A 23393-nucleotide genomic window follows, 5' to 3' on the forward strand; every position below is an offset into this window, starting at 1 on the left:
GACGATGCTGACTTGCGCTGGAGCGCACTCCAGCGCCTAGCGTCGGTACCCATGACGACCGCACTGGGCATCGCGCAGGTTTCCGAAGCAACCGGACTGACCCATGACACGCTCCGCTGGTATGAACGTGAAGGTCTGATCCCACGCGTCGAACGAGGCAGTGACGGACGTCGACGATACGACGACGCATCGCTGCAGATCATTCAGCTGATCGTTCGACTACGCCGTACCGGTATGCCGGTCGCAGACATCCGGTGGTTCCTCGCGCTCATCGAGGAGGGGGCAGCCAGTCACGGGCGCCGGATGGCACTTCTCCGCGGTCACCGTGAACGGGTTCTCGCCCAACTCGATCAACTCGATCAGGACCTCGGAGCGATCGACAACAAGATCGAGCACTACCGCGGACTAATCGACCTCGGCCTGGACTGCGACAACACACCGATCGTCGACCGCACCACCCTCGAACGACAAGGAGATTCCGCATGAGTCAGGTATCGACCATCGAACTCGGCCATGGGCTTCAGGTCAGTCGCATCGGCTTCGGCGGGATGGCGCTGAGCCATGTCTACGGACCCACCGACCCTGCCGAGGCGCGACGCACCCTCCACCATGCCCTCGACATCGGTGTCACTTTCATCGACACTGCGGACGTGTACGGCCAGCCGCGGCCGGGCACCACCGGGCCCGCCGGCACCAACGAAGAGTTGATCGCGGAGGTGCTGCGCACCCGACGGGACGAGGTCCAGCTGGCGACCAAGTTCGGGATCACCGGCAAGATCGGCGACCAGCCCGGCGAGACCCCGACCCGCGGTGATCGCGATTATGTGCGGGCGGCGTGTGAGGCCTCCCTCCGCAGGCTCGGCACCGACGTCATCGACCTCTACTACATGCATCGGCGTGACCTCGATCAGCCGATCGAGGAGACCGTCGGCGCGATGGCCGAACTCGTTCACGAGGGCAAAGTGCGGCATCTCGGGCTGTCCGAGGTGACCGGTGACGAGCTTCGCGCTGCCGCAGCCGTGCATCCGATCTCCGCCGTACAAAGCGAATGGAGCATCTGGTCGCGGGACGTCGAACGCCACGTCGTGCCTGCCGCGATCGAGGTGGGTTCGGGCTTCGTGCCCTATTCGCCGCTCGGCCGCGGATTTCTCACCGGCACGCTGACCAAAGAGAGCGTGTTGGGCTCGGTGCGCAAGGGACAGCCACGGTTCGACGAGAACTTCGAGGCCAACGGCGCCGTCGTCGACGTGGTACGCGCCGTGGCAGACGAGGTTGCCGTTTCCCCCGCACAGGTGGCCCTTGCCTGGTTGTTGGAGCAGGGAAGACGGCGGGGCCTTCCGGTTGCACCGATCCCCGGCACACGCCGGGCCACACGAGTGGACGAGAACGCACGCGCGGACGGGTTGAGGCTCACCGACGACCACATGGCGATGCTCGACCGTGCGGCCGATCTGGTGACCGGCGGCCGGAACCTGACCTTCAACGGACCGCAATGGATCTCGGCGGGTCGAGAGTGACTTTCGTATCCTGAAACGATGACCACTCTCGGCGCCGGCCCCTCGACCGTCCGCGTGGACAGCTGGACCTGGGCGGTGCGCCTGTTCAAAACCCGCTCCCAGGCTGCGGCGTCGTGCAAGTCGGGGCACGTTCGGGTGAACGGGACCACCGCCAAGGCGTCCACACCTGTACGGATGGGCGACGAGGTTCGTATTCGCGGTGGCGGCACCGAGCGCATCGTGGTGGTGGTCCGCACTCTCACCAAACGGGTGGGCGCACCCATCGCAGCCGAGTGCTACCGGGACGAAACACCGCCGCCTCCACCACGTGAGCTACTCGCGACCGTCCCGAAACGCGATCGTGGGGCCGGCCGACCCACCAAGCGTGAACGCAGGGAGATCGACCGACTCCGCGGTCTCTAGCCGGAGTCTCAGGCCTGCCGGCGGCTGAGAATGCGCAAAGCTTCCGGCACGGCCTCGATCGTGATCGGCAAGGGGCCGACCTTGTCACCGTCCGCATAGGCCGTGATGCCTTCGGAACGCAGCACCACCTTCCTGGTGCGGAACGTCTGCACTTCCGGCAGGTTCACGTGAGTTCCCTTGAATACCAGTGGGAAGAACCGCACCAGCCGTAGGCGGCTGCCGTGTCCGACCACGGTGAGATCGAGCATCCCGTCCGTCTTGTCGGCGTTCGGGCAGATCTGCATGCCGCCGCCGTACGAACGCCCGTTGCCGACCGCGACGAGCGTCGCGTCCAACTCCAGGGTCCGATCGTCCAACTCGATGGTGTACGGGAGAGGGCGCAGTCGAGCGAGTTCGGCAACCATGGCGAGGTTGTAGCGCATACGACCCTTCGGCCACGTCATCCGATTTGCACGCTCGGTGACCAGCGAGTCGAACCCACTGGCAACGATTGTTCCCGCCCACACGTCGGTGCCGTCTTCGAGAGTGATCCTCGCGAGGTCCGAGGACCGCACTTCACCGTCCGCGATGACGTCGGCTGCGGCCGCCGGATCACCCACGGGGATACCGAATTCGCGGGCATGATCGTTGCCGGTGCCGGCCGGCACGAGTCCGATGGGAGTGCCCGACTGCGCGGCCGCCTGCAGCGCGATGCTGATCGCACCGTCACCGCCGACGACGACGAGCGCATCGGTGCCCTCGGCGATCGCACGCTCTGCCGCTTGCCGCGCGTCCTGCGCGTCGGTACCGATGATCTCGGTGACGCCGATTCCGCGCTCCCGCAGACGTGCGACCGCTTTACGTCCCGCGACGGGCCCATGCCCGTGCCCCGAGAGCGGGTTGATGAGTACCGTTACCTTTTCGATCATGGAATCAGCTTCCCCGGGTTGAGGATTCCGGCCGGGTCGAGCTCGTCCTTGATCGCGCGCAGTGCGCGCACACCGACGTCGCCGATCTCGCCGCGCATCCAAGGCTTGTGGTCGACACCGACCGCGTGGTGGTGGGTGATGGTTCCGCCTGCGGCAATGATCGCATCCGACGCCGCGGTCTTGGCCTTGCCCCACTGCGCGATCGGGTCATCAGTCTGTCCACACACCACCGTGAAGTACAGGGACGCGCCGGTGAGATAGGTGTGGGAGATGTGGCACATTACCAGCGGAGGGGTGCCCTGATCGGACAACACGGTCGTCAGCGCGGTGGTGACCGCCACCTTGAGGTTGTCGAGGTTGCCCCAGTTGGTCGCCGTCTCGAGGGTCTCGCACAGCGCGCCCGCGTCCAGCAGCGAATCGCGCAGATAGGGGGCATCGAACCGGCCGTGTTCCCAGCCGTTTCCGGGTTCGACGCCCAGGGATGTTCCGCCGTGTGCCTTCAAGACCGCTCGTGCTTCCTCGGCTCGCTCCGCAGTGTGTTCCGCCGTTCCCTCGAACGTCGTGATGGACAGGCATCCGCCGGTCACGGAGTCTTCACCGATCTTCTCGGTGGTGGCCAGGTTGACGCCGGTCTCGGCCTCGTCGGACAGGCGCAGCACGGTCGGCACCGTGCCTGCCTGCACGAGCGCACGCAAGGCAGCGGCACCGGTGGCGAAATCGGGGAAGTTCCATCCCTCGCGCACAGTCGTTTCCGGGACGGGATGGACCCGCACCCGAACCTGAGTGATGACGCCGAGAGTGCCTTCGGAACCGACGAACAGCTCGCGAAGATCCGGTCCGGCGGCGGACGCCGGCGCACGCCCGGTATCGATGGAGCCGGTGGGGGTCACCACGCGTAGCCCCTGCACCATGTCCTCGAACCGGCCGTAGCCGGCAGACGCCTGACCGGACGAGCGGGTCGCGGCGAATCCGCCGATCGTGGCGAACATGAAGCTCTGCGGGAAGTGGCCGAGCGAATAGCCCTGCTCACGGAGCAGGTCCTCGGCGCGGGGGCCGGTGAGTCCTGCCCCGAGGACTGCGATCCCGGACTCGGTATCGAGGTCCGACAACGCATCGAAACGGCGCAGATCGAGTGAGATGACGGCGTCGAAGCGGTCTCGTACCGGATCGAGACCACCGACGACGCTGGTGCCGCCACCGAACGGAACGACCGCGATCGCATTCTCGCTCGCGTAGGTGAGGACACGGGCAACCTCGTCGTCGGAACCGGGGACCACGACGGCGTCGGGAGCGTTCTGCGCTTCGGTGCTCCGGCGGCGGAGGAGATCGAGTGTGCTCTTGCCGCCGGCGCGCAGCAGCCGGTCGTCGTGGGCGGTACTGACGTAGTCGTCGCCTACGACCGCTGCCAGCCCGGCAAGCTGCTGGTCGGTCAGCGCGGATCGGGTCAGGACCGCGGCCCCAGATGCGATGTTGCCGCCCTCGGCGGGCACGACTCCGAGCGCTTGCTGCAAAAGCCCCTTCACGCCGTCCGACAGGACCTTACGCTTGTCCGGGTCACCCCACCGATCCCATTGCATCGGGGGACGGTCTGCCAACTGATCGCTCGTCATGCCCCATAGTGTTACACATTCATCTAATGTGTAACAGGGTATGTCTCAGCGACCGGCGCGCTGCAGCACCGAAAGCTTCAGCAGCTTCCGTGGAGTCGGCACCGTTTCCGCGATCCGGGCCATTTCGCTGCGGTCGACGATCTTGGCACGGGCACGATTCTGCTCGGCGCCACGTTGCAGTTCGACCTTGTCGATGGCGTGCCAACCGGCGCGATCGACCATCGCCGGCTGACGATCACGAACCAGATGTTTCAATGCCGAGACCTTCGTGGTGGGCGCAGGCAGCAGACCCGCATTGAAGTCGTCGACCAGCGCGTTGACCGTCTCCTGAGCACAAGACTTGTTGGTGCCTATGTAGCCGGACGGACCACGTTTGATCCAGCCCGCCGTGTACGTGCCGGGGAACGGTTCTCCGTTCCGACCGCTGAGCACACGCCCACGGGAATTGGGCAGGACCCCCGCCTTGTCGTCGAACGGAATATCGCGCACGGGAACGCCGCGGTATCCGATCGAGGTGAGGACGAGACCGGCATCGAGGGTCTCGACCTTGTCGACCTGCTTGGCGCGCACCGTGCCGTCCTCGTCCGTGACGAGCGAGTTCGCGGCAACCTCGACACCGGTGACGCACTCGTCACCGAGGATTCGCGTCGGACTGGACAGGTATCGCAGGGTGATCTGCTTGCCTCCGTCGCCGGTCACCTCGCGGGTGCTCAACTCCCGCAACATGCGCAGCTTCTGCTCGACCGAATGCTCCAACTCACCGTTGCGTTCGCGATCGAGAGTGGCCTCGTCGAGTTCGAGATCTTCGGGGTCGAGCACTACGCGCAGGTTCGGGACGGCAAGCAACCCGGCGAACTCGGGGACGGTGAACGCCGACTGCGCGACTCCACGTCGTCCGATGATCACTACCTCTTCGATCCGGCTGTTCCGCAACGCTTCCAACGCCGGTGCGGCGATATCGGTGGCGGCGAGCTCTTCGGGGTCCGCGGCCAGGATGCGGGCCACATCGAGCGCGACGTTGCCGTTGCCGATGATCACGGCGCGGCGGTGAGACAGGTCGTACTGGTGATGCGCGTGATCGGGGTGACCGTTGTACCAGGCGACGAAGTCGGTCGCCGAGGTGCATCCGGGCAGGTCGGCGCCGGGGACGTTCAGGCGCCTGTCCGTCGACGCACCTACCGCATAGATGACGGCATGATGATGCTCGAGCAGTTCCTGGTGGGACAGGTCCTTGCCCACCTCGACATTGAGGTAGTACTCGAATCCCGGCTGCGCCGAGATCGTGTCGTAGAGCGCGCTGACCTGCTTGGTGCGCTGGTGATCCGGTGCGACACCCGCACGGACCAGCCCGTGCGGGGTGGGCAACCGGTCGAATACGTTCACCTGCACACCCGGTTGGGTGAGCAGCTCGTCCGCGGCGTACATGGCGGCCGGCCCAGAGCCGACGATCGCAACCCGCAGCGCCGCAACATCCTGACGGGCAGACGGTGGCGGCGTCACGGGCGCGAGCAGCGGACGCTCGCGCAGGCCCTTGTCGGAGTCGGCGCTGTAGAAGTCCGCATTGATGCCGAGGTACCGCTGTTGCGAATCCGTCAGCTTGGCTTGCGGAACGATGGCATCAACCGGACAGGCGGACACGCACGCACCACAATCCACGCAGGACGCCGGGTCGATGTGCAGCATCTCGGCGGTCAGGAAGTCGGGCTCGTCGGGTGTCGGGTGAATGCAGTTCACCGGGCACGCGTACACGCACGAGGCGTCGCTGCAGCACGACTGGGTTACGACGTGAGGCATCAGTGAGTCCGTTCTTGCGGCTACGCCGCGTGCCGTGCCGGAATCCGGCTGGGTTCACTGCGGAAGCGTGACGGTTTGCCGTCGATCTTCAACGCCTTCCACACCCGCCGTGAGACGGGGTTCATCAGGCCCGCTTCGTCGGCGAGCATGCGAACATCTGCGAAGTAGTCGCGCAGTGTTTGCCGCGCCTCCGGCTTCCGCCAGAAAAGCTCCTTCTTGACCGATTTCGGGATGTCGAACTCGGACCAGAACGCGGGTGGCGGAATCACGATGACGTCACACAGCACACGCATGATGACGGGGAAGAGCAGCGAGACCGCGAACCGGCCGGGCTTGCTCATCCGCGGGATGTGCTGACGCAGGAACTCGTGCGCGAAGGAGATGTGGCGCGCCTCCTCGGCGACGTGAATCGACATCACACTCGACATGATCGGGTGGATGTCCGCCTGCGAGCGCAGGATGGTCTTCTGAATGTGATCGATGGGCTCTTCGCCGGCCAGAATGCCGATGAAGAACACGATCGGGAAGGCACTTCCCGCCAACGGCAGGAACGGGGCTACGGCGCGAAAGGCCTTCCGCCCACCGGGTACGTCGACACCGACCCGGTTCACCATCTCCTGAAACATCAGGGTGTGGTTGCATTCTTCGACCATCTCGTGGGTGCAGTACCGAAACTCGGGTGACCCGTTCGGCGCCTTGAACACGTACTGCAGAACCCCACCGATGAGGACGGATTCGAATTGCAGGCCGACCTTGGCGATGTTGGCCTGACGCCACATCCCGATGGCGATCTTCTTCTCGTCGGGTAGCGCCTTGTACCAGGGGTGCTTACCCAGCGGGTCGGCCTGGGGGAGAATCCACCGCGGATCATTCGGTGTCACCTCGAACTCGGGCGAATCCCAGGCGATGTCCACATAGGGGTCGAAGTGTTTGTGCACCGACCCCTCGGACAGCAACGCCAGGGTTTCCGCATAAGAAGTGTCTGCATGTGTCACGTCGGACTCGTTGTTCGATCCGCGTGCTGCCGTATTCGACAACGTCATCGCTTCTCCCAGTGGTTCGAGTTCGGATCGCGCTGGTCGCGCCTGGTCGATTTACCCGTAACTATTGGTTACGTATAAAGAACCGTAACTCGAGGTTACGCATAACACCACCCCTCATGCGGAGCTATTCGTTCCGCGTTCCTCGCTCCCGCCACACCTGACGCACAGGGCGCAGGACGACACCCATCTCCCTCCTCGCCTTGCCGCGAGTCACGAGCACACCCGTGATCGCGAGAATCCAGATCGGGTACTGAACGAGCCACGCCATCCGGAACCCGTCGAAGGTGTACCCACCGGAGGCATCGAGGATCAGTCCGATCGCTTGAATCACCAGCAGTGACGCCAGGAATCCACCGATGTTCACCATGCCCTGCGCGGTGCCCATGGAGGTGGAGGGATTGAACATCCGGGCGTAGTCGAACCCGATCATGGAGCCGGGGCCGCCCACCGAGATCACCACCACGAGCAGCACCAGCAACCACAGGGGCGCGGGCCCGGGCAGCACCAACACCGCCGTCCACACCGCGGCGTTGCTGATCATGATGGTCAGCACGAGGTACGAGCGGCGCATCGGAAAACGCCCACTGAGGATACCGATGATCGGACCGGCGAAGACCGCCGAGATCACGACCAGCGTGAGAAGTGAACCCGCAGCGCTCGCCGACAACCCCTGCGCGGACCGGAGATACGGCACCCCCCACAGCAGCGCGAACGATGTCACCGAGAACTGGGTGCCCATGTGGGTGAAGAAACCCAGCCTCGTACCAGGACGCTTCCACACGGTGCCGATCTGCCGCCCCACCTCTTTCAGTCCCGCCGGCACGGCGGTCACCTCGTGGCCCGGTGGGGAATTACGTATCACCGTCAGCGCCAGCACGAACGACAGAACCCCGATGGCTGCCGCAGAACCGTAGGCAAAACTCCATCCCGGCCCACTCAGCAACAGTAGAAATGGCAATGCGGACAGAATCTGGCCGAACTGCCCGAAGAGGCCGGTCAACTGGGTGACCACCGGCACCCTACGGGGCTCGAACCATTGCGGAACGAGCCGGAGGACCGAGATGAACGTCATCGCGTCGCCGACGCCGACGAACACGCGGGCCCCGATCGCCACCGGCAGCGACTCGGTGAGCGCGAGCGTCAACTGAGCGGCCGCCATGATCGACGCACCGGTCGCGATCATCCGCCTCGACCCGAACCGGTCGAGAAGCACACCGGAAGGAATCTGCATTCCGGCATAGACCACGATCTGCAACACGACGAACGACGACAGGACGCTCGGTGTTATCGAGAACCGTTCGGTGGCGACGAGACCGGAAACACCGAACGAGGTTCGATGAAGTACCGCGACCAGGTAGGCGAAGACGCCGACACCCCAGACGATCCATGCCCGCTTCGCCGGGATGGCCGTCGTCGGTTCCTCCGTCGTCGATTCCTGGTGGGCCTCCACATCGTTCATCGTGCCCGATGACACACCTGTCGGCGCACCGAACGAATGTGTCGGACCCCTCTGTCATTCTGTACGGCTCCTCATCGGAGCGACGCGCGTGCCACACTCGACTGACCCTCAATCACCTGTACGGCACCGAGTGCATGCCGATCGGCGCGACGGAGGGATGTCGACCGCAGCTTCCTCATCGCCATGTCACATGATGACGGACCCAGACCCAGCAAGACCAGCGAAATCGCCCAACGCCTAGGTGTCAGCACCACCGATGCAGGCCAATACCGACTTCGCCTGATCAACGCCGGCCTCATCACTCCCGAGCCATGTCGTCGCTCTGCACTCAACGCTGTTACCCGACGAGCGGCACCAAGGGGCTCCGTCCCGTGCAGAACTGGATCGGCGGATCGAACTGGAATCCGCTCTGGTCCGGCTTCGTGTCACCCTCACTCGCGACCTTGCGACACCCATTGTGGATCGGCAGAGCGGGCACCCACTGTGATGTCGGCGAGCAGATCCAACCGGGCGACCTGGTTGGTTGTGAGGGTCAGGTCGAATGCGCCCGCGTTTTCGGTCACGCGCGAGGCATACCGGGTGCCGGGGATGGCCACCGACGGCAGACCGAACTGACGAGCCTTGGCGTCCAGCCAGGCCAGAGAAACCTGTGCGGGTGTCGCGTCCGCCTCGGACGCCACCTCGCGGATCACATCGAGAACTTTCTGGTTGGCCGACAACGCGTCGTCCGTGAAACGTGGGAAACGTCGCCGCAGGTCCTTGTCACCGAGAACCTGGGGGTCGTAGGTTCCGGTCAGGAACCCGCGCCCCACGGGCGAATAGGGCACGAATCCGATACCGAGTTCGGCTGCCGCCGGAACGACAGTGTTCTCCACGTCACGCGACCAGACGCTCCACTCGCTCTGGATCGCCGCGATGGGGTGAACACCGTGCGCACGGCGCAGCTCGTCACCGGTGGCCTCCGACAAACCTATGTGCCGCACCTTCCCCGCTTTCACCTGCGCTGCCATGGCACCAACGGTGTCCTCGATCGGAACCTCCGGGTCGACCCGATGCAGGTAGTAGAGGTCGATGACATCGACGCCCAACCGCGCCAACGACTCGTCCAGCGCCCGCCCCACATGTTCGGGCCTGCCGTTGATGGATCGCTGACCGTTGGCGATGTTGCCGACCAGCCCGAACTTGGTGGCCAGCTGCACCTCGTCGCGCCGATCTTTCAAGATCTGCCCCACCGCAAGTTCGCTGGCACCCTCGCCGTACACATTGGCGGTGTCGATGAACGTCACACCGATGTCGACGGCATGGTTGAGGGTCGACAGTGCCTCCGCCGTGTCGACCGGGCCGTACACCGGTGCGACGGACATTGCTCCGTAACCCTGCGCGCTGACGGTCAGGCCAGGTGCAAGTTCGACGGTGGGGATGGGCATGCGGCCTCCGGTACCTCGGTGGTGATTGTCCACACCCATCCTGTCTGCCATCAGCCACTTCCGCATCCAATAAAATCGACCTGCGCGACGCGGGTTCGACACTCGAGAAAGTCCCGCGTGAACCTAACCCTGCAGGTCGCTCAGTATGACGCGGGCGGCGTTACGTCCGGGCATCATCGACACACCCGGCCCCGGATGGCTGCCCGCACCGCAGAGATAGAGCCCGGACACTGGTCCCCGATACTGGCCGAGCTGCAACGTCGGCCGCATCGCCCCCTGCTGATACAGCGTCATCGCACCGTGGGTCACCGTGCCGTGCAGCGCCGTGGCGACATCGGCCTCGTAGTCGACCGGCGACATGACAGCCCTACCGATGATCTTCTCATTGAGGTCCGGGATGTACTGGCGGGCAATCTGATCAATGATCCGCTGCGCGTAATTGGTGCGTTCGCGCCGCCAGTCGATACCGTAGGGAACAGTCGTGAGGATGATCTTCAGCGATGCTTTCCCCTCGGGAACGCGGCCCGGATCCACAGCGCTTTCGTTGACCAGAAACAGCGACGGCATCTCGGGTAGCCGTTGCGCACGGATCGCGCGGAAGGCTTCGGCGAGTCCATCGGTTGTCGGGGGCATCAAGTGGACTTGGGTGGCGGTCGCCGCTTCCTCACCGGCGAGGTATGTCACCGGCGCGGACAGTGCCAGATAGATCCCCATCTGGGATACGCCGACCTCGTACCGTTCGATGTCGTCGATGACGGAACGCTCGATATCGGCTTCGCGCAATAGCTGCAACACCAGTTGGCGCGGGTGAACACTGGACACGACGCATCCGGCGCCGATGTAGCTGCCATCGGCCAGTTCGACGCCGGTCGCGGCGCCGCGCTCGACCCGAATCCTCGTCACCGGCGACCCGGTGCGGATCTCGCCACCGTGGTGGGCGAGGCAGGCTGCGAGCGCGTCCGGCAGGCGGCCCATTCCGCCGACCACCGCCCGGTTTCCCTCGTCCTGAATGACCGAGAGGAACAGGAGCGAGAAACCGGCTCCCCCAGCGTCGTCCGGAGCGAATCCGGCGTGGCCGGCGAAATCCGCGAGGAGGTCGCACATCGCCTCCGATTCGAAGGTTTCACTCGCCCACGAACGCACCGACTGGTAGCGCATCCGCGTCTTCTCCTGGGCGCGCGGGTCGCCCGCCAACTGTGCGGCCACCTCCGCTGGGGAGGGAGGCGGGTTCTCGAGCTCCTGCCGCAACGCGGCCTTGTTCGAGAGGTAGCCGTCGTACAGCGACCGCCATGTGTGCGCGTCCTGCGCCGAGAACGTCGCGATGCTGGTACATGTCTGGTCCAAGGTGGCGCCGATGCTGACGCAGCGGTTGTCCGAAAAGACCTTGCTCAGTGCGACTTCGGGGCGGACGAGCTCGAGGCCGAACTGCGTCAAACGCAGTTCGGCGGCGGCGGAGGACAGGTTGGCCAGCTGGTAGCCGCTGGCATGAACGTCCGTCTTGAAGCCCGGAAGCACCAGCTCCTCGGTGCTGGTCATGCCGCCGATGGTGGCCCCGCTCTCGGTCACCAGCACACGCATGCCAGACCGAGCGAGATAGCTCGCGCAGGTCAGACCGTTGTGCCCGGCGCCCACCACGACGGCGTCATAGTGCGGCATGAGAACACCTTCCAGTCGGTGGTGTCTCAGATGATTTTAGCGCCCCGTGGACATATACATCCATATCATTCCTTATAAATACCTACCACCCTCTATATAGGGAATGATACGGTAGTTTCATGCAGCAGGATTGGTACAGTGCAGACGAGGTCGCCGAGCAACTCGGGCTGCATGTCCGCACGGTGCGCGGCTACGTGCGCGACGGGCGGCTCGCAGCGGTGCGGATCGGCAAGCAATACCGCATTGCGCGCGAGGATCTCGAGACCTTCGTCGGCCGGCCCGCAGCAGCGTCGGTCCGCGAATCGACCACTCGGCATCGCGTCGTCGAAGTGTCGAGCGCGGTGGAGATCAGCGCCGTCGACCGGCACATCGTCGACCGCATCAGCACATTGCTGACCTCGGCAAATGCCCACCAACGCGAAGGCGACGATCGCCTCCGCATCCAGGCGATCTACGACGAAGAGCGTGCGCATCTGAAGGTTGTCGTGTTCGGCAGCCTCATCACCAGTGCCAACATCTTCGAAATGATCGACGCCATCCTCGCTGATGGGAAAGTCGAGGTCGCAAACTCATGAGCACATTCCGTTCGAAAGAGGGCGCCCGCATACTCCGCGAGGGTCAGATGGAGACGCTCGAAGCCTGGCCGGTGCCGAACGAGCAGCGACATGTACCCACCCCGGAAGGCGACACGTTCGTCATCGTCTCCGGGCAGGTGGGCGCTCCACCGTTGGTGCTGCTGCACGGATCAGGAAGCAACTCGACGGAGTGGATGGATCGAGTCCCTCTTCTGTCCAAGCACTTTCGGGTGTATGCCGTCGACGTGATCGGCGAGCCGGGACTCAGCGCTCCATCACGTCCATCCCTGCAGTCCGACGCTTGTGCACGATGGCTGGACGCGGTTCTCGACTTCTTCGACCTGGACCGAGCACATTTCATGGGCGTGTCCTTCGGAGGTTGGCTCACCACCGACTACGCGGTTCGGCGACCGCATCGCCTGAAACGAATGTCGTTGCTGTGCCCGATGGGTATCGGCAGACAGAAGAAGGGCTTCTTGATGGAGGCCATCGTGCTGAGCCCCTTCGGTGAATGGGGTCACCGGAAAACCCTCTCGAGGATGCTCGGTGCGGAGTTGTCGACCATGCCCGAGGACCGGTACAGGACACTGCGCGAGCGGATACGTCTCGTCTCGAAGCACTTCCGCTACCGATCCACGTTTCCCACCTTCGACGACGACAGTCTTCGCACGCTGACCATGCCGATGCGGGTCGTCCTCGGAGAAGAGGACGCGGTGGTCGATTCCGCCGAGACAGCGACTCGGCTGGCGGCGGCGACGCCGCACGCAGAGGTGCAGGTACTGGCGGGCATCGGCCACATGTTGCCGGCCGGCCCCGAAGAAGAACTCGAATTTCTGACCCGCGAGGAACGAACATGACCGACAGCATCACCGACATCCACGGCACGAAGGTGTTCCACTTCCCGTCCGACGGTTACCCGATCGCTTCCGAGCGGGCAGCAACCGACGTCATCGGCGAGGTGTGGGTTCACTGGCCGGATATCGCCGCCATCCCGGTCGAACGATTCCCGGAGGAATTCTTCGATCTGGAAACCACGATTGCCGGCGGCGTCACACAGAAGTTCGTGACCTACGGACTCAGGGTGGCGCTGGTCGGCGACATCTCCGAGCACACGGCGCGCAGCTCTGCCCTGGCGAGCTACGTCCGCGAATCGAACCGTGGCAGACACATCTGGTTCGTCAGCGATCTCGACGAACTGGCTCAACGCCTACGTCCCACACCCTGAATGTCCGTACGCTGGCGTTATGCCTTTCGATTGGATCGATCTCCAACGCGCCGCGCACCGCGGGTTCGGGGCGCGGGTCGACGCGGTCACCGACTGGTCGGCGCCCACACCCGACACCGACTGGAACGTGACCCAACTGATCCGGCACGTCATCGTCGAACAACAGTGGATCCCGCCGCTACTGGCCGGAAAATCCATGACGGAAGCCGAGCAGGAGGTCGTCCCGCTGCATGGTGACATGCGCGCCGAATGGTGGCGATACTCCGATGCCGCGTCGACCGCATGGGCGAACGCCGACCCGAAGGCGCCCGTTCAACTCTCGTTCGGGACGGTCGACACCGAGTTCTATCTGCGACAGCAGACCGCAGACGTCGCGATACACACCTGGGACCTGGCCCGGGCAAGCGGCGCCGACGAACAGCTGGACTCCACGCTCGTCGAAGCGGTGTGGACAGACATGAACGAACAACGCGACATGCTCGCCGCCAGCGGCCTGTTCGCGGCGCCCGTGGCCGTCCCGGAGAAGGCATCGCTGCAGGACAAACTGATTGCGCTCACCGGACGAGACCCCCGGCCCGGCCAATAGTCCGATGCCCGTTTGCGTGCGGGCCTACTCTGAAGAACATGAGCCCAGACGCACCGGACATCAAACCCCGTAGCCGCGACGTCACCGACGGACTCGAGAAAACGGCCGCACGTGGCATGCTGCGCGCAGTCGGCATGGGCGACGACGACTGGGTGAAACCGCAGATCGGTGTCGGGTCCTCGTGGAACGAAATCACGCCGTGCAACCTGTCGCTCGATCGTCTCGCCAAGGCGGTCAAAGAAGGCGTGCACGCGGCGAGCGGCTACCCGCTCGAATTCGGCACCATCTCCGTCTCCGACGGCATTTCGATGGGACACGAGGGCATGCATTTCTCCCTCGTCTCGCGCGAGGTGATCGCGGACAGCGTCGAGACCGTGATGCAGGCCGAGCGACTCGACGGTTCGGTCCTGCTGGCCGGGTGTGACAAGTCGTTGCCGGGAATGCTGATGGCGGCCGCTCGTCTCGACCTTGCCAGCGTGTTCCTCTACGCCGGCTCCACGCTTCCCGGTACGGCCAAACTGTCCGACGGCAGCGAACGCGAGGTCACCATCATCGACGCCTTCGAGGCCGTGGGCGCGTGCTCGCGTGGCCTGATGAGCCGCGAAGACGTCGACACCATCGAGCGTTCCATCTGCCCCGGTGAGGGCGCCTGCGGGGGCATGTACACCGCCAACACCATGGCCAGCGCCGCCGAGGCGCTCGGAATGTCACTGCCCGGCAGCGCGGCTCCACCCGCACCGGATCGACGGCGCGACGGATTCGCCCGGGCCAGCGGTGAGGCTGTCGTCGAACTGCTCCGGCGCGGAATTCGCGCCAGTGACATCCTCACGAAGGAAGCATTCGAGAATGCGATCGCCGTGGTCATGGCCTTCGGCGGGTCCACCAACGCGGTTCTGCATCTGCTCGCCATCGCAAACGAGGCCGGCGTCGCATTGGACCTCGAAGACTTCGCCCGCGTCGGTTCCCGCGTGCCACACCTGGCCGACGTGAAACCCTTCGGCAACTTCGTGATGACCGACGTCGACCGCATCGGAGGCGTTCCCGTCGTCATGCGCGCACTCCTCGACGCCGGCCTGTTGCACGGCGACTGCCTCACCGTCACCGGCAAAACGCTGGCGGAGAACCTCGCCGACATCGCCCCACCCGACCCGGACGGCAAGGTGTTGCGTGCGCTGAAGGAGCCGATTCACCCGACGGGCGGAATCACGATCCTGAAGGGCTCACTCGCCCCGGGCGGCGCGGTGGTGAAGTCCGCCGGGTTCGATTCGGACGTGTTCACCGGAACCGCACGCGTCTTCGACCGGGAGCGGGCGGCGATGGACGCGTTGGAGGACGGCACCATCACCGCTGGGGACGTCGTCGTCATCCGGTACGAAGGCCCCAAGGGCGGGCCGGGTATGCGCGAGATGCTCGCGATCACCGCCGCGATCAAGGGCGCCGGACTCGGCAAGGATGTACTGCTACTGACCGACGGGCGCTTCTCCGGCGGCACCACAGGGCTGTGCGTGGGACACGTGGCGCCCGAGGCCGTCGACGGCGGACCCATCGCCTACGTCGACGACGGCGACCGGATCCGGCTCGACGTCGGCAAGGGCACCCTCGACCTGCTGGTGGACGAATCCGACCTCGCCGGGCGGCGTGAAGGGTGGGCTCCGCTGCCCCCGCGGTACACCCGCGGTGTGCTCGCCAAGTATTCGAAGCTGGTGGGGTCGGCGTCGACCGGTGCGGTGTGCGGCTGACCGTCAGCCTGCGCCTGGTTCGTCTGGGTCCTGTATGGCGTCGGTGATCCAGCCGATGTAGCGGTCGGCGGAGAAGCGGACCACCTCGCGGCCGTCGCCCATGATGTCGTGGCCGGGGAATCCGCCGTGGATGCGGTCGAACGGGAGCGAATCCACGGTGTCGGCGATCCCGCGGACCAGACGTTCGGGCAACGGAATCAGATTGGGATAGCTGCGCATGAACGACACGCTGCGCCGATCCGCACCGACCATCAACGTGTCACCGGTCAGGATCGCTCCAGGCCGCTCTGCCCCCGTGAGCAGGAGGACCGAACTGCCCGGAAAGTGTCCGCCGCACTGCACCAGTTCGACGCCGTCGGCCACGAGGTGACGGTCCGACCACAGTTCGATCACCGAATCATCCCGCGTGATCCAACCGGAGTCGGCACCGTTGACGAGCACCGGGACATTGCCCAGTAGGTGGCTCAGCGACACGCTCGCACCCACCAGGTGCGGATGACTCGAGGAGATCGCGCAGATGCCTCCATGATCGGCGATCCAGTCGAGCAGCGGCGCGCCCACGAACCCGGGTGGTTCCCACAACACATTTCCGGCAGGCATCTTCACGAAGAGCGCTCGCTGCCCGATACCCACCGTCGGCGACAACTGCAGTGAGTACAGGTTTGGCGCGATCTCGTCCACCGACAGTGTCCGGTCGTTGTGACCGGAATCGTCGAGGCGCACCCACTGCTGCCCCTCGGCGGGCACATACTGCCGTTCGTCGACACAGATAGGACAGTCGGCAGGCGGATCAGCGGCAGGCGGAAACTCGTTGCCGCACGCAACGCAGATCCACGACGAATCACCACCGGTCACTATTCTGTCCTACCACGCGAATGTCGACTGTTGTAGTCGAATATGTTGTCCCACTGGTGGTCCAGACGCCTCTTGGCTTCGGGTAGGTCGACGGCCGTCGTCCGCCCCTCTTGGTCGGTGGTGACGAGGTCGAGTTCTCGAAGCTTCGTCAACGCATCGGCCGTGTCGAAGTCGAACTTCTCGTTCCAACGCTCGGCGAACCACCCTTCGATGCGCTGGTCGACTTCTGCGACCGTCAACGGGCGGTCGGCAGTGCGCACGAAGTGGTAGGCCAGGATCGTTTCCTTGAACTCGGCATTCTCGGCTGCACCGAGCAAGCGGTAGAACACGCCCGCGTCGTTGTCCAGGTTGCGGTAGTACAGATTCTCTGCCAGTACCTTCATGAACTTGATCTTCCGGTTCGTGAACTTCGCGTACTGGCGCACAACGTATCCACCGACTGCCACCAGCGCAGCACCGAGCGCCACCAGCGCGGTCTGGTCGATCTCCACGGACTCGTCTCGTGCACCGACCAGAAACGCGGCGAACAGCAGCAGCAGCCCCAATGGGGCGATCAGCTTGGTCGTGACGACCACGATCCCGGAGACGACGGCTGGGACTCCGATCAACAGTTTGTCGAAGGTACGCATCCGAGGCGCAACATTGGGGAACAGCATTTCGAGGTCGTTGCGCGGGACATCCTCGAACAGCTTGACGATCGTCGTGCCCGGCGTGAACGGTAGGTTCGCAGGATCCGTATCGGTGAAGTGGTCGGCGTCTTTGAAGGTGACGTACATGAGCACCTTCGAGTCGCTCGTGAACTCGATTTTCTTGCGGCGCAACCCGAACCAGTGGGGCACCTCGGCCGTACGCTGCGACTGCCCACGGCGGAAGAACATCGCGGTGTCGATGGCATCGCGATCGACCTCCATGCGGACCTTCAACAAGGAGTGTTCTGCGAATGCTCTCCCGATCTCGTCTTCGCTGATCAGCGTGAAGTTGGCGTCCTCGGCCAGGACTGCCAGTTCCTCCTCGAGCCGGTGCCGCGCATCCCGCAATTCCTGTGGTGTCGGCCCTGCGACGACGCAGAGGTCGGCGGGAGGGTGCACCACGAAGAACTCGTCTTCGATCGCGACGAGCCGCTGGTGGAAACGTTCGTGGAACGTGCTCGCCAGAATCTCTGCGAAGTCGCGGAATTTCGGCTGCTCGTCATCGGTCAACTCTTCCGCACAAAAGTCGACGACGTCAGTCTTGCGGAACGGGATGAAGTGCTCATCACCCACTGATAACTCCCTCGGAATGCTTCAGGTCGAAACCCACCTTAGATCCGGGAGACCAGCAGTCGGTGTGCCCAGGGGCCACACTGGGTCACGGATGCCTCCACGCAGCCCCGAGCACTTCGTCCACGACACGTTTCGGGTGTACGTGGATTCGGGAGCTGTTCGCTACGTCAGATCGGCCTGAATCCAGCTCCCGGTCCTCCGCTGACATTCATGTCGTGCATGACCGATGCCATGGTGGTGCCGATCTCTGGTCCGATGCACGAGAAGCCGAGGTACGCGTTCACCATGGCGACCAGAGTGGTGCCGATGACCATGGGTGCGCCCGAGTCACCCTCCACCACACATGCCTGTGTCCAGGTCTCCTGCGATTGCAGAATGTCGCCGTAGACGATGCCGCACGTGTTGCCGGTGGTACGTCCTTCCTTGCACGCGATCTGCGGGAAGAAGGCGGGAGCACCGACGTGAGTGATGGTGACACCGCCGACCGTGTCGGTGGGGACCACCTTGGCGGGATCGAACTCGATCACCGCGTAATCGAAGTCGGCGTTCGACTTCACAATCGTGCCGACGACGCCGCTTTGTGGCTGGTATTCGGGCACGACCGTGGCGCCCGCTTCACCACAGTGCCCCGCAGTTATACCGACGAGGCTTCCCGAGTTGTCGTGACCGATCGTCGTGATCGTGCACAGCAACTCGTCGTCGAGGATGATGCCGGAGCCTCCGCCCAGCACGGCCGGAGCCGGGGCCGCCGTCGCGACCCCCGTACCCACCGCGAACGTACTCACCATTGCTGCCGTCGCCGCGAATGCTGCTGCGAACCGTTTCAACATGCCTCTGCCTCCCGGAAGGACCCCCGATGTCTTACCCTCCCTATCAGAATTCCACTTCGACGTGTCGGTTCGTGGGGAATTGCCGATGTAGGTGTGGCGTCTTCGCGGTCATACGGATTCTCCCAGCGCTTCGAGAAGTTTGCGGGCCTCTTCGAGCTCCTTGCTCAATTCGTCGACTCGCGCGGCCACCTTGCTTCGCGCCGCCACGATGATCGACTCCACTGCCTCGATCGCCGTGTCTTCACCCAGTTCGCGAACGGCACGCTCGACGGCATCGGGCGCGACCGGAACCGCCTTGCCCGGCTTCTTTGCCCCGTGTGCGACAGTGACGCTCCACTCGTTGTCCGCACCGGCATGGATCGTCACGCTCACGCCCGCAGGAGCCTTCTTCGGTCCGGCCCGGCGAGACCCGGTTGCGGGCTTCGGCCGCTCCGCGGGCGCCGACTCCGGCTTCGTCGCAGGACCGGCTGTCCGCGCCGGAACCGGCTTGGGAGCGGGCGGTGGCCCGGGTTCGATTCCCTGATGCACCACTGGCTCGGCAACAGCTTTCGGCTTCGGCGCGGTCTGTTTGGGCGTAGCGGGCTTCGACATCTGCAGTTCCTCGGCCTCGTAGGGCAGTTCATCATTGACACCCTTGGGGGAAATCATCACCGTATTGCCCTGAACCGATACTACTTTCGCAGAGGTTCCTGCAGGCAGGCCGAGGCCGGGGACCGCCTCGCGCAGGTACACGGTGGCGCGCTTGCCGAGTGCGACGGCAGAAGCGAGTGTCTCGAGGTTGTCTGCTGTGAGATGGTTCGGTTGGGTCGTTGCGCCACTACGACGACGGGGCGGCATGAGTGCGGTCCTTCCTGCATACGATTCGGGCTGCCCGGGCGGGCACCGCAACTCTTGCACAGCCCACCGACTTCTCACATTCGTCGGTGCGCGACCAGCGATCCAGCCAAACTCGAGAGACGCACGTTCACACGCAGAGGAGATCCGTGAACCAGGACGAACCGCGGTCGGAAGGACCGGATGTCGACTCGAGCACCCTCTCGCGTATTCAGAGCGACCTCGAGGAGTACCTCCTCGGCGGAACCCGAAAGTACACCCAAACGGAGGTGTCCGCCCTGGTGGGAGTCGACGTGGAGCGTGCCGACCGGCTGTGGGTGGCCATGGGCTTTGCAGTCGACAGCAACCCTGACGCGACAATGTTCACCGATGCGGACGTGCAAGCCCTGCGGTCCATCATCAGACTCGTGGATCAAGGCATGGTGGACCCGAACCAGGAGACTGCCTCCGCACGGGCACTCGGGCAGACCATGTCAAGCCTTGCCGAATGGCAGGTGGCGATGATCAGCACCCACGTGCTCGAGCAACTCACGGATTCCCATGGAAAGACACCGGAGGAGATCCGCGAACGGGTGACGGCGATCGTGACCGACGTCGTTCCTACTGTCGAGTCTCTGCAGAGTTATGTGTGGCGACGGCACATGGCGTCGACGACGGGACGCAATGTGGGTAATCCCGGGGGCGAGACGGCGAGTCGGCAGCTGGTGATCGGATTCGCCGACATCGTCGGATACACGTCACTCACCCGGCGCATCCAGCCTCGCGAACTGAGCGAGCTGCTGGGGCGCTTCGAATACGTCTCCGCCGAGGTCATCACTCAGAATCAGGGGTGGGTGGTGAAGACAGTCGGCGACGAGGTCATGTTCGCCGCGGAGTCGGTGGCGGACACAGCCGAGATCGGACTGCGCCTGCAGGAAACTGTGCTCGCCGACGACGAGGACCCGCAATTGCGCGTCGGACTCGCGTACGGGTCCGCACTGGTGCGGTTCGGCGACCTCTACGGGTCGGTCGTCAATATTGCAGCCCGCCTGACCAGCCTCGCGCGACCAGGATCAGTGCTGGTGGACAGCGAATTCGCCGAAGAGTTGGCGCAGACGCCGGGGTGGCGCCTGCGCCAACTACGTCCGAGACGCGTACGCGGTATCCGCAAGTTGGAGCCCTACGTACTGCGACGCGGCAACGAGTGAAACGATCAGGATCCGAACGGAAGAGTTCCGGGCTGAATCTCGTAACCGCTGCTGCCGGCGGCGACGGTACCGAGCATGTCGAGCATCCAGTTCAAGGCAATTGTGATCATGAGTCGATAGGTTAGCGAGAGCAACCAGGTCTGTCGACATCACCCCGCGTCTCGGGCCCGAACTGCGTCGAGCGATTCGGTCTCGGCACGAGCCGCCTTCCGTGCTGCGATGAAATCGTCGACGATCCGTTCGCACGCCGACCTGCCCAACGGCGTCAGCGTTGCCATGCGGGTGAACACGATGGGCCCGATCAATTGGGCCACAGCGAGGTCGTAGTCGAAGTCTCCGAACTCTGCACGTGCTTCCGGAGTACGCAGCACCTTGTCGAATGCGACTCTGTACTGCTCGGCGATGGTCTCGCGCAAGGTTCCGAACTCGGGCGGCGTGGTGTCCAACGAGAACCCGTCCAGTCCTGGCCCCATCCCGACCCAACACATGGCCGTCACCTTGATCGGCGCATTTTCGATGAGTGCCGCCTGACCGGCGAGGAGTTCGACGAGCCTGGTCCGCAGGTCGCCTTCGTCCGGGACCTCGGGGGCGGGCGGAATCAGCTTGCCGAACGCGGCGGCCAGTAGTTCGTTGCCGCTGCCGAAGTGTCGGTACAGCGTCGCCCTCGCAACACTGGCCGCTTTCGTGACCGCGTCGATCGTGACGGCATCCGTGCCGCCTTTTGCCAACAACGTGGTGGCAGCGTCGAGCAATCGCGTTCTCGAACGTGCCTTACGTGGATCCTGCTCGGACATCGCAGCCTCTCGCATCAGCCCTTGTGAACTATCAGTCTACCAACGATACTGACAGTCTCATTTCTATACGGTAAGGCGAGACGTGACACAAGAACTGCTGAACAAGCCGGACGACGAAATCGAATCCGGATGGACATTCCGCCAGCTCTGGATGCTCACCGTGTCCTGCTGCGCCGTCGCCCTCGTGGTGGCGACGATGGCAGCACTGAACACCGCCCTCGGCGACCTGGCCCGCGACACCGGGGCGACGCAGAGTCAGCTCACCTGGATCGTGGACGGCTACACCCTCGCTCTCGCCTGCCTGTTGCTGCCCGCCGGCGCTCTCGGCGACCGCTATGGGCGACGCGGAATACTCGTCCTCGGACTGTTCGTCTTCTCCATCGGCTCCGTGATACCGATCGCCTTCGACGAACCGACCTGGATCATCGCCGGCCGCATCGTCGCCGGTATCGGCGCCGCCTTCGTCATGCCGGCCACCCTGTCCTTGTTGACGGCAGGATTCCCGGCCACGCAGCGCGCGCGAGCAATCGGCATCTGGGCGGGCGTCGCCGGCAGCGGCGCCATCGCCGGCCTGCTCGTCTCGGGCGCGATGCTCGAGAAGTGGTCGTGGCACTCCATTTTCATCAGCCTCGCTGTGGTGTCCGTGCTGATTCTCTTCGCCAGCTTCACCTTGTCGTCGTCGCGCGACGAAAACACTGCACCACTCGACCTCCCCGGCACCGCGCTGATCGTCGCGGCCATCGGCCTGTTCGTCCTCGGCATGATCGAGGCCCCCGAACGCGGCTGGCTCGATACGATCGTCCTCGGTCTCCTCATCGGAGGCCTGGCCGCAGCACTGCTGTTCGCGGTGGTCGAACTACGCACCGAACACCCGCTCCTGGACGTACGACTGTTCGCCAACCGGGCTTTCGGCTCCGGCGCCTTCTCACTGATGCTGCAATTCCTCGCCACGCTCGGCTTCTTCTTCCTCGCCGTGCAATACCTGCAGATGGTGCTCGACTACTCGCCTCTGCAGTCCGCGTTGGCATTGGCTCCGATCGCCGCACCCGTCGTGCTGCTGTCGATGTTCATGTCCATGCTGCTCCCTCACGTCGGGCTGCGGATTCTGTGTGGGGGCGGCGCAGCGATCCTCGGATTGGGCATCCTGCTGATGACTCGCCTCGACGTCGATGCGAGCTATGGCGAGATCTGCGTTCCGCTACTCGTCGCCGCACTCGGACTCGGCATGTGCACGGCCCCGGCCACCGCCGCCATCGTGCAGAACACTCCCGACGACAAACAGGGTGTGGCATCGGCCGTCAACGACGCGGCTCGTGAGATCGGTTCGGCGATCGGCGTCGCTCTTGCGGGCAGCATTCTCGCTGCGACGTACTCCCACCACATCCAGCCCGCGGTCGATCAACTGCCGGAGGCAGCGAAAGAGCCCGTGTCCGGCTCGCTCGCCGCGGCACTGCACGTCGCAGACATTGCGGGTCCGCGAGGGCCGGAGTTGGCGGCCTTGGCGAAGGAATCGTTCATGGAAGGAATGGACCAAGCCTGTCTCGCGCTCGCCTGCGTTCTCTTCGCCTCGGCAGCGATCCTCGCGGTGTGGGCACCCGGCCGCACCCGCACCGCAACGCTCACTTCGAACCCCTCCTGACCTCGGCGAATGTCACACCGGTTCGCGTGAGCCGAACCGGTGTGACATTCG

General features: G+C 64.5%; 22 protein-coding genes. 10 read left to right on the forward strand and 12 right to left on the reverse strand.

Annotated features, from left to right (window positions below; translation table 11 throughout):
* Nucleotides 1-51: 51 nt before the first annotated feature.
* From ACZI8Q_RS17410 to ACZI8Q_RS17420, 3 genes are read left to right on the forward strand one after another with little or no spacing between them, the layout of a single operon-like run.
* Entirely contained in the window at nucleotides 52-486 is a 435-nt protein-coding gene (locus tag ACZI8Q_RS17410) for a MerR family transcriptional regulator (RefSeq protein ID WP_463374823.1), read from the forward strand.
* A complete protein-coding gene (locus tag ACZI8Q_RS17415) occupies nucleotides 483-1517 on the forward strand; it encodes an aldo/keto reductase (RefSeq protein WP_463374824.1) in 1035 nt (344 codons plus the stop codon). Before ACZI8Q_RS17410 ends, ACZI8Q_RS17415 begins: the two co-directional genes overlap by 4 nt.
* 18 nt (nucleotides 1518-1535) lie before the next feature.
* Nucleotides 1536-1919 carry an RNA-binding S4 domain-containing protein gene (locus ACZI8Q_RS17420; protein WP_463374825.1) on the forward strand — a complete coding sequence of 128 codons (384 nt, stop codon included), beginning with the start codon at nucleotides 1536-1538 and terminating at the stop codon, nucleotides 1917-1919.
* A gap of 8 nt (nucleotides 1920-1927) precedes the next feature.
* On the opposite strand, the gene ACZI8Q_RS17425 is transcribed toward ACZI8Q_RS17420, so the two are convergent.
* The 7 genes from ACZI8Q_RS17425 to ACZI8Q_RS17455 all read right to left on the reverse strand — a co-directional run bounded on the left by ACZI8Q_RS17425 (nucleotide 1928) and on the right by ACZI8Q_RS17455 (nucleotide 11816).
* Complete coding sequence (locus ACZI8Q_RS17425) at nucleotides 1928-2827, reverse strand: diacylglycerol kinase (RefSeq protein WP_463374826.1); 900 nt, start codon at nucleotides 2825-2827, stop codon at nucleotides 1928-1930.
* Nucleotides 2824-4404, reverse strand: coding sequence for an FAD-binding oxidoreductase (locus ACZI8Q_RS17430; RefSeq protein ID WP_463374903.1), 1581 nt, complete (start codon nucleotides 4402-4404; stop codon nucleotides 2824-2826). The genes ACZI8Q_RS17425 and ACZI8Q_RS17430 overlap by 4 nt, the downstream gene beginning before the upstream one ends.
* 78 nt (nucleotides 4405-4482) lie before the next feature.
* A complete protein-coding gene (locus ACZI8Q_RS17435; RefSeq protein ID WP_463374827.1) occupies nucleotides 4483-6231 on the reverse strand; it encodes an FAD-dependent oxidoreductase in 1749 nt (582 codons plus the stop codon).
* A 20-nt stretch (nucleotides 6232-6251) separates the two neighbouring features.
* A complete protein-coding gene (locus ACZI8Q_RS17440) occupies nucleotides 6252-7274 on the reverse strand; it encodes an AurF N-oxygenase family protein (RefSeq protein WP_463374828.1) in 1023 nt (340 codons plus the stop codon).
* Between the two features lie 124 nt (nucleotides 7275-7398).
* Nucleotides 7399-8733, reverse strand: coding sequence for an MFS transporter (locus ACZI8Q_RS17445; protein ID WP_463374829.1), 1335 nt, complete (start codon nucleotides 8731-8733; stop codon nucleotides 7399-7401).
* Between the two features lie 431 nt (nucleotides 8734-9164).
* A complete protein-coding gene (locus tag ACZI8Q_RS17450) occupies nucleotides 9165-10160 on the reverse strand; it encodes an aldo/keto reductase (RefSeq protein WP_463374830.1) in 996 nt (331 codons plus the stop codon).
* Nucleotides 10161-10283: 123 nt separating this feature from the next.
* Nucleotides 10284-11816 (reverse strand): phytoene desaturase family protein, encoded by a 1533-nt coding sequence (locus ACZI8Q_RS17455; protein WP_463374831.1) that lies wholly within the window; start codon nucleotides 11814-11816, stop codon nucleotides 10284-10286.
* Nucleotides 11817-11935: 119 nt separating this feature from the next.
* Here ACZI8Q_RS17455 and ACZI8Q_RS17460 point away from each other — a divergent pair, with 119 nt between their 5' ends.
* The 5 genes from ACZI8Q_RS17460 to ilvD are packed head-to-tail and all read left to right on the forward strand — an operon-like array spanning nucleotide 11936 to nucleotide 15941.
* Entirely contained in the window at nucleotides 11936-12391 is a 456-nt protein-coding gene (locus ACZI8Q_RS17460) for a helix-turn-helix domain-containing protein (protein ID WP_463374832.1), read from the forward strand.
* Nucleotides 12388-13248, forward strand: coding sequence for an alpha/beta fold hydrolase (locus ACZI8Q_RS17465; protein WP_463374833.1), 861 nt, complete (start codon nucleotides 12388-12390; stop codon nucleotides 13246-13248). The genes ACZI8Q_RS17460 and ACZI8Q_RS17465 overlap by 4 nt, the downstream gene beginning before the upstream one ends.
* Nucleotides 13245-13616, forward strand: coding sequence for a DUF4180 domain-containing protein (locus ACZI8Q_RS17470; RefSeq protein WP_463374834.1), 372 nt, complete (start codon nucleotides 13245-13247; stop codon nucleotides 13614-13616). The genes ACZI8Q_RS17465 and ACZI8Q_RS17470 overlap by 4 nt, the downstream gene beginning before the upstream one ends.
* A 19-nt stretch (nucleotides 13617-13635) precedes the next feature.
* Nucleotides 13636-14202, forward strand: coding sequence for a TIGR03086 family metal-binding protein (locus ACZI8Q_RS17475; RefSeq protein ID WP_463374835.1), 567 nt, complete (start codon nucleotides 13636-13638; stop codon nucleotides 14200-14202).
* Between the two features lie 38 nt (nucleotides 14203-14240).
* Entirely contained in the window at nucleotides 14241-15941 is a 1701-nt protein-coding gene (ilvD, locus tag ACZI8Q_RS17480) for a dihydroxy-acid dehydratase (RefSeq protein ID WP_463374836.1), read from the forward strand.
* A 3-nt stretch (nucleotides 15942-15944) separates the two neighbouring features.
* Here the strand turns inward: ilvD and ACZI8Q_RS17485 are convergent, their stop codons facing one another.
* From ACZI8Q_RS17485 to ACZI8Q_RS17500, 4 genes are all read right to left on the reverse strand, one after another.
* On the reverse strand, nucleotides 15945-16796 hold the full coding sequence (locus ACZI8Q_RS17485) for an MBL fold metallo-hydrolase (RefSeq protein ID WP_463374837.1): 852 nt from the start codon (nucleotides 16794-16796) through the stop codon (nucleotides 15945-15947).
* On the reverse strand, nucleotides 16796-18058 hold the full coding sequence (locus ACZI8Q_RS17490) for a TMEM143 family protein (RefSeq protein WP_463374838.1): 1263 nt from the start codon (nucleotides 18056-18058) through the stop codon (nucleotides 16796-16798). The genes ACZI8Q_RS17485 and ACZI8Q_RS17490 overlap by 1 nt, the downstream gene beginning before the upstream one ends.
* Before the next feature lie 167 nt (nucleotides 18059-18225).
* Nucleotides 18226-18888 carry a chymotrypsin family serine protease gene (locus tag ACZI8Q_RS17495; protein ID WP_463374839.1) on the reverse strand — a complete coding sequence of 221 codons (663 nt, stop codon included), beginning with the start codon at nucleotides 18886-18888 and terminating at the stop codon, nucleotides 18226-18228.
* A 108-nt stretch (nucleotides 18889-18996) separates the two neighbouring features.
* A complete protein-coding gene (locus ACZI8Q_RS17500; protein ID WP_463374840.1) occupies nucleotides 18997-19725 on the reverse strand; it encodes a DUF6319 family protein in 729 nt (242 codons plus the stop codon).
* 146 nt (nucleotides 19726-19871) lie between these two features.
* Here ACZI8Q_RS17500 and ACZI8Q_RS17505 point away from each other — a divergent pair, with 146 nt between their 5' ends.
* Nucleotides 19872-20909, forward strand: a complete 1038-nt coding sequence (locus ACZI8Q_RS17505; protein WP_463374841.1) for an adenylate/guanylate cyclase domain-containing protein — start codon at nucleotides 19872-19874, stop codon at nucleotides 20907-20909.
* Between the two features lie 149 nt (nucleotides 20910-21058).
* Here ACZI8Q_RS17505 and ACZI8Q_RS17510 read toward each other — a convergent pair whose 3' ends face one another.
* Nucleotides 21059-21703, reverse strand: a complete 645-nt coding sequence (locus ACZI8Q_RS17510; protein ID WP_463374842.1) for a TetR/AcrR family transcriptional regulator — start codon at nucleotides 21701-21703, stop codon at nucleotides 21059-21061.
* A gap of 151 nt (nucleotides 21704-21854) precedes the next feature.
* Between ACZI8Q_RS17510 and ACZI8Q_RS17515 the strand changes: the two genes are divergently transcribed.
* On the forward strand, nucleotides 21855-23342 hold the full coding sequence (locus tag ACZI8Q_RS17515) for an MFS transporter (RefSeq protein WP_463374904.1): 1488 nt from the start codon (nucleotides 21855-21857) through the stop codon (nucleotides 23340-23342).
* Nucleotides 23343-23393: the final 51 nt, after the last annotated feature.

It is taken from the genome of Rhodococcus quanlei (genome assembly GCF_055231015.1).

Bases quoted from the DNA above. Each gene is read 5' to 3' on its own strand.
- ACZI8Q_RS17410 (WP_463374823.1), top strand. From the start codon at position 52: ATGACGACCGCACTGGGCATCGCGCAGGTTTCCGAAGCAACCGGACTG.
- ACZI8Q_RS17415 (WP_463374824.1), top strand. From the start codon at position 483: ATGAGTCAGGTATCGACCATCGAACTCGGCCATGGGCTTCAGGTCAGT.
- ACZI8Q_RS17420 (WP_463374825.1), top strand. From the start codon at position 1,536: ATGACCACTCTCGGCGCCGGCCCCTCGACCGTCCGCGTGGACAGCTGG.
- ACZI8Q_RS17425 (WP_463374826.1), bottom strand. From the start codon at position 2,827: ATGATCGAAAAGGTAACGGTACTCATCAACCCGCTCTCGGGGCACGGG.
- ACZI8Q_RS17430 (WP_463374903.1), bottom strand. From the start codon at position 4,404: ATGCAATGGGATCGGTGGGGTGACCCGGACAAGCGTAAGGTCCTGTCG.
- ACZI8Q_RS17435 (WP_463374827.1), bottom strand. From the start codon at position 6,231: ATGCCTCACGTCGTAACCCAGTCGTGCTGCAGCGACGCCTCGTGCGTG.
- ACZI8Q_RS17440 (WP_463374828.1), bottom strand. From the start codon at position 7,274: ATGACGTTGTCGAATACGGCAGCACGCGGATCGAACAACGAGTCCGAC.
- ACZI8Q_RS17445 (WP_463374829.1), bottom strand. From the start codon at position 8,733: ATGAACGATGTGGAGGCCCACCAGGAATCGACGACGGAGGAACCGACG.
- ACZI8Q_RS17450 (WP_463374830.1), bottom strand. From the start codon at position 10,160: ATGCCCATCCCCACCGTCGAACTTGCACCTGGCCTGACCGTCAGCGCG.
- ACZI8Q_RS17455 (WP_463374831.1), bottom strand. From the start codon at position 11,816: ATGCCGCACTATGACGCCGTCGTGGTGGGCGCCGGGCACAACGGTCTG.
- ACZI8Q_RS17460 (WP_463374832.1), top strand. From the start codon at position 11,936: ATGCAGCAGGATTGGTACAGTGCAGACGAGGTCGCCGAGCAACTCGGG.
- ACZI8Q_RS17465 (WP_463374833.1), top strand. From the start codon at position 12,388: ATGAGCACATTCCGTTCGAAAGAGGGCGCCCGCATACTCCGCGAGGGT.
- ACZI8Q_RS17470 (WP_463374834.1), top strand. From the start codon at position 13,245: ATGACCGACAGCATCACCGACATCCACGGCACGAAGGTGTTCCACTTC.
- ACZI8Q_RS17475 (WP_463374835.1), top strand. From the start codon at position 13,636: ATGCCTTTCGATTGGATCGATCTCCAACGCGCCGCGCACCGCGGGTTC.
- ilvD (WP_463374836.1), top strand. From the start codon at position 14,241: ATGAGCCCAGACGCACCGGACATCAAACCCCGTAGCCGCGACGTCACC.
- ACZI8Q_RS17495 (WP_463374839.1), bottom strand. From the start codon at position 18,888: ATGTTGAAACGGTTCGCAGCAGCATTCGCGGCGACGGCAGCAATGGTG.
- ACZI8Q_RS17500 (WP_463374840.1), bottom strand. From the start codon at position 19,725: ATGCCGCCCCGTCGTCGTAGTGGCGCAACGACCCAACCGAACCATCTC.
- ACZI8Q_RS17510 (WP_463374842.1), bottom strand. From the start codon at position 21,703: ATGTCCGAGCAGGATCCACGTAAGGCACGTTCGAGAACGCGATTGCTC.
- ACZI8Q_RS17515 (WP_463374904.1), top strand. From the start codon at position 21,855: ATGCTCACCGTGTCCTGCTGCGCCGTCGCCCTCGTGGTGGCGACGATG.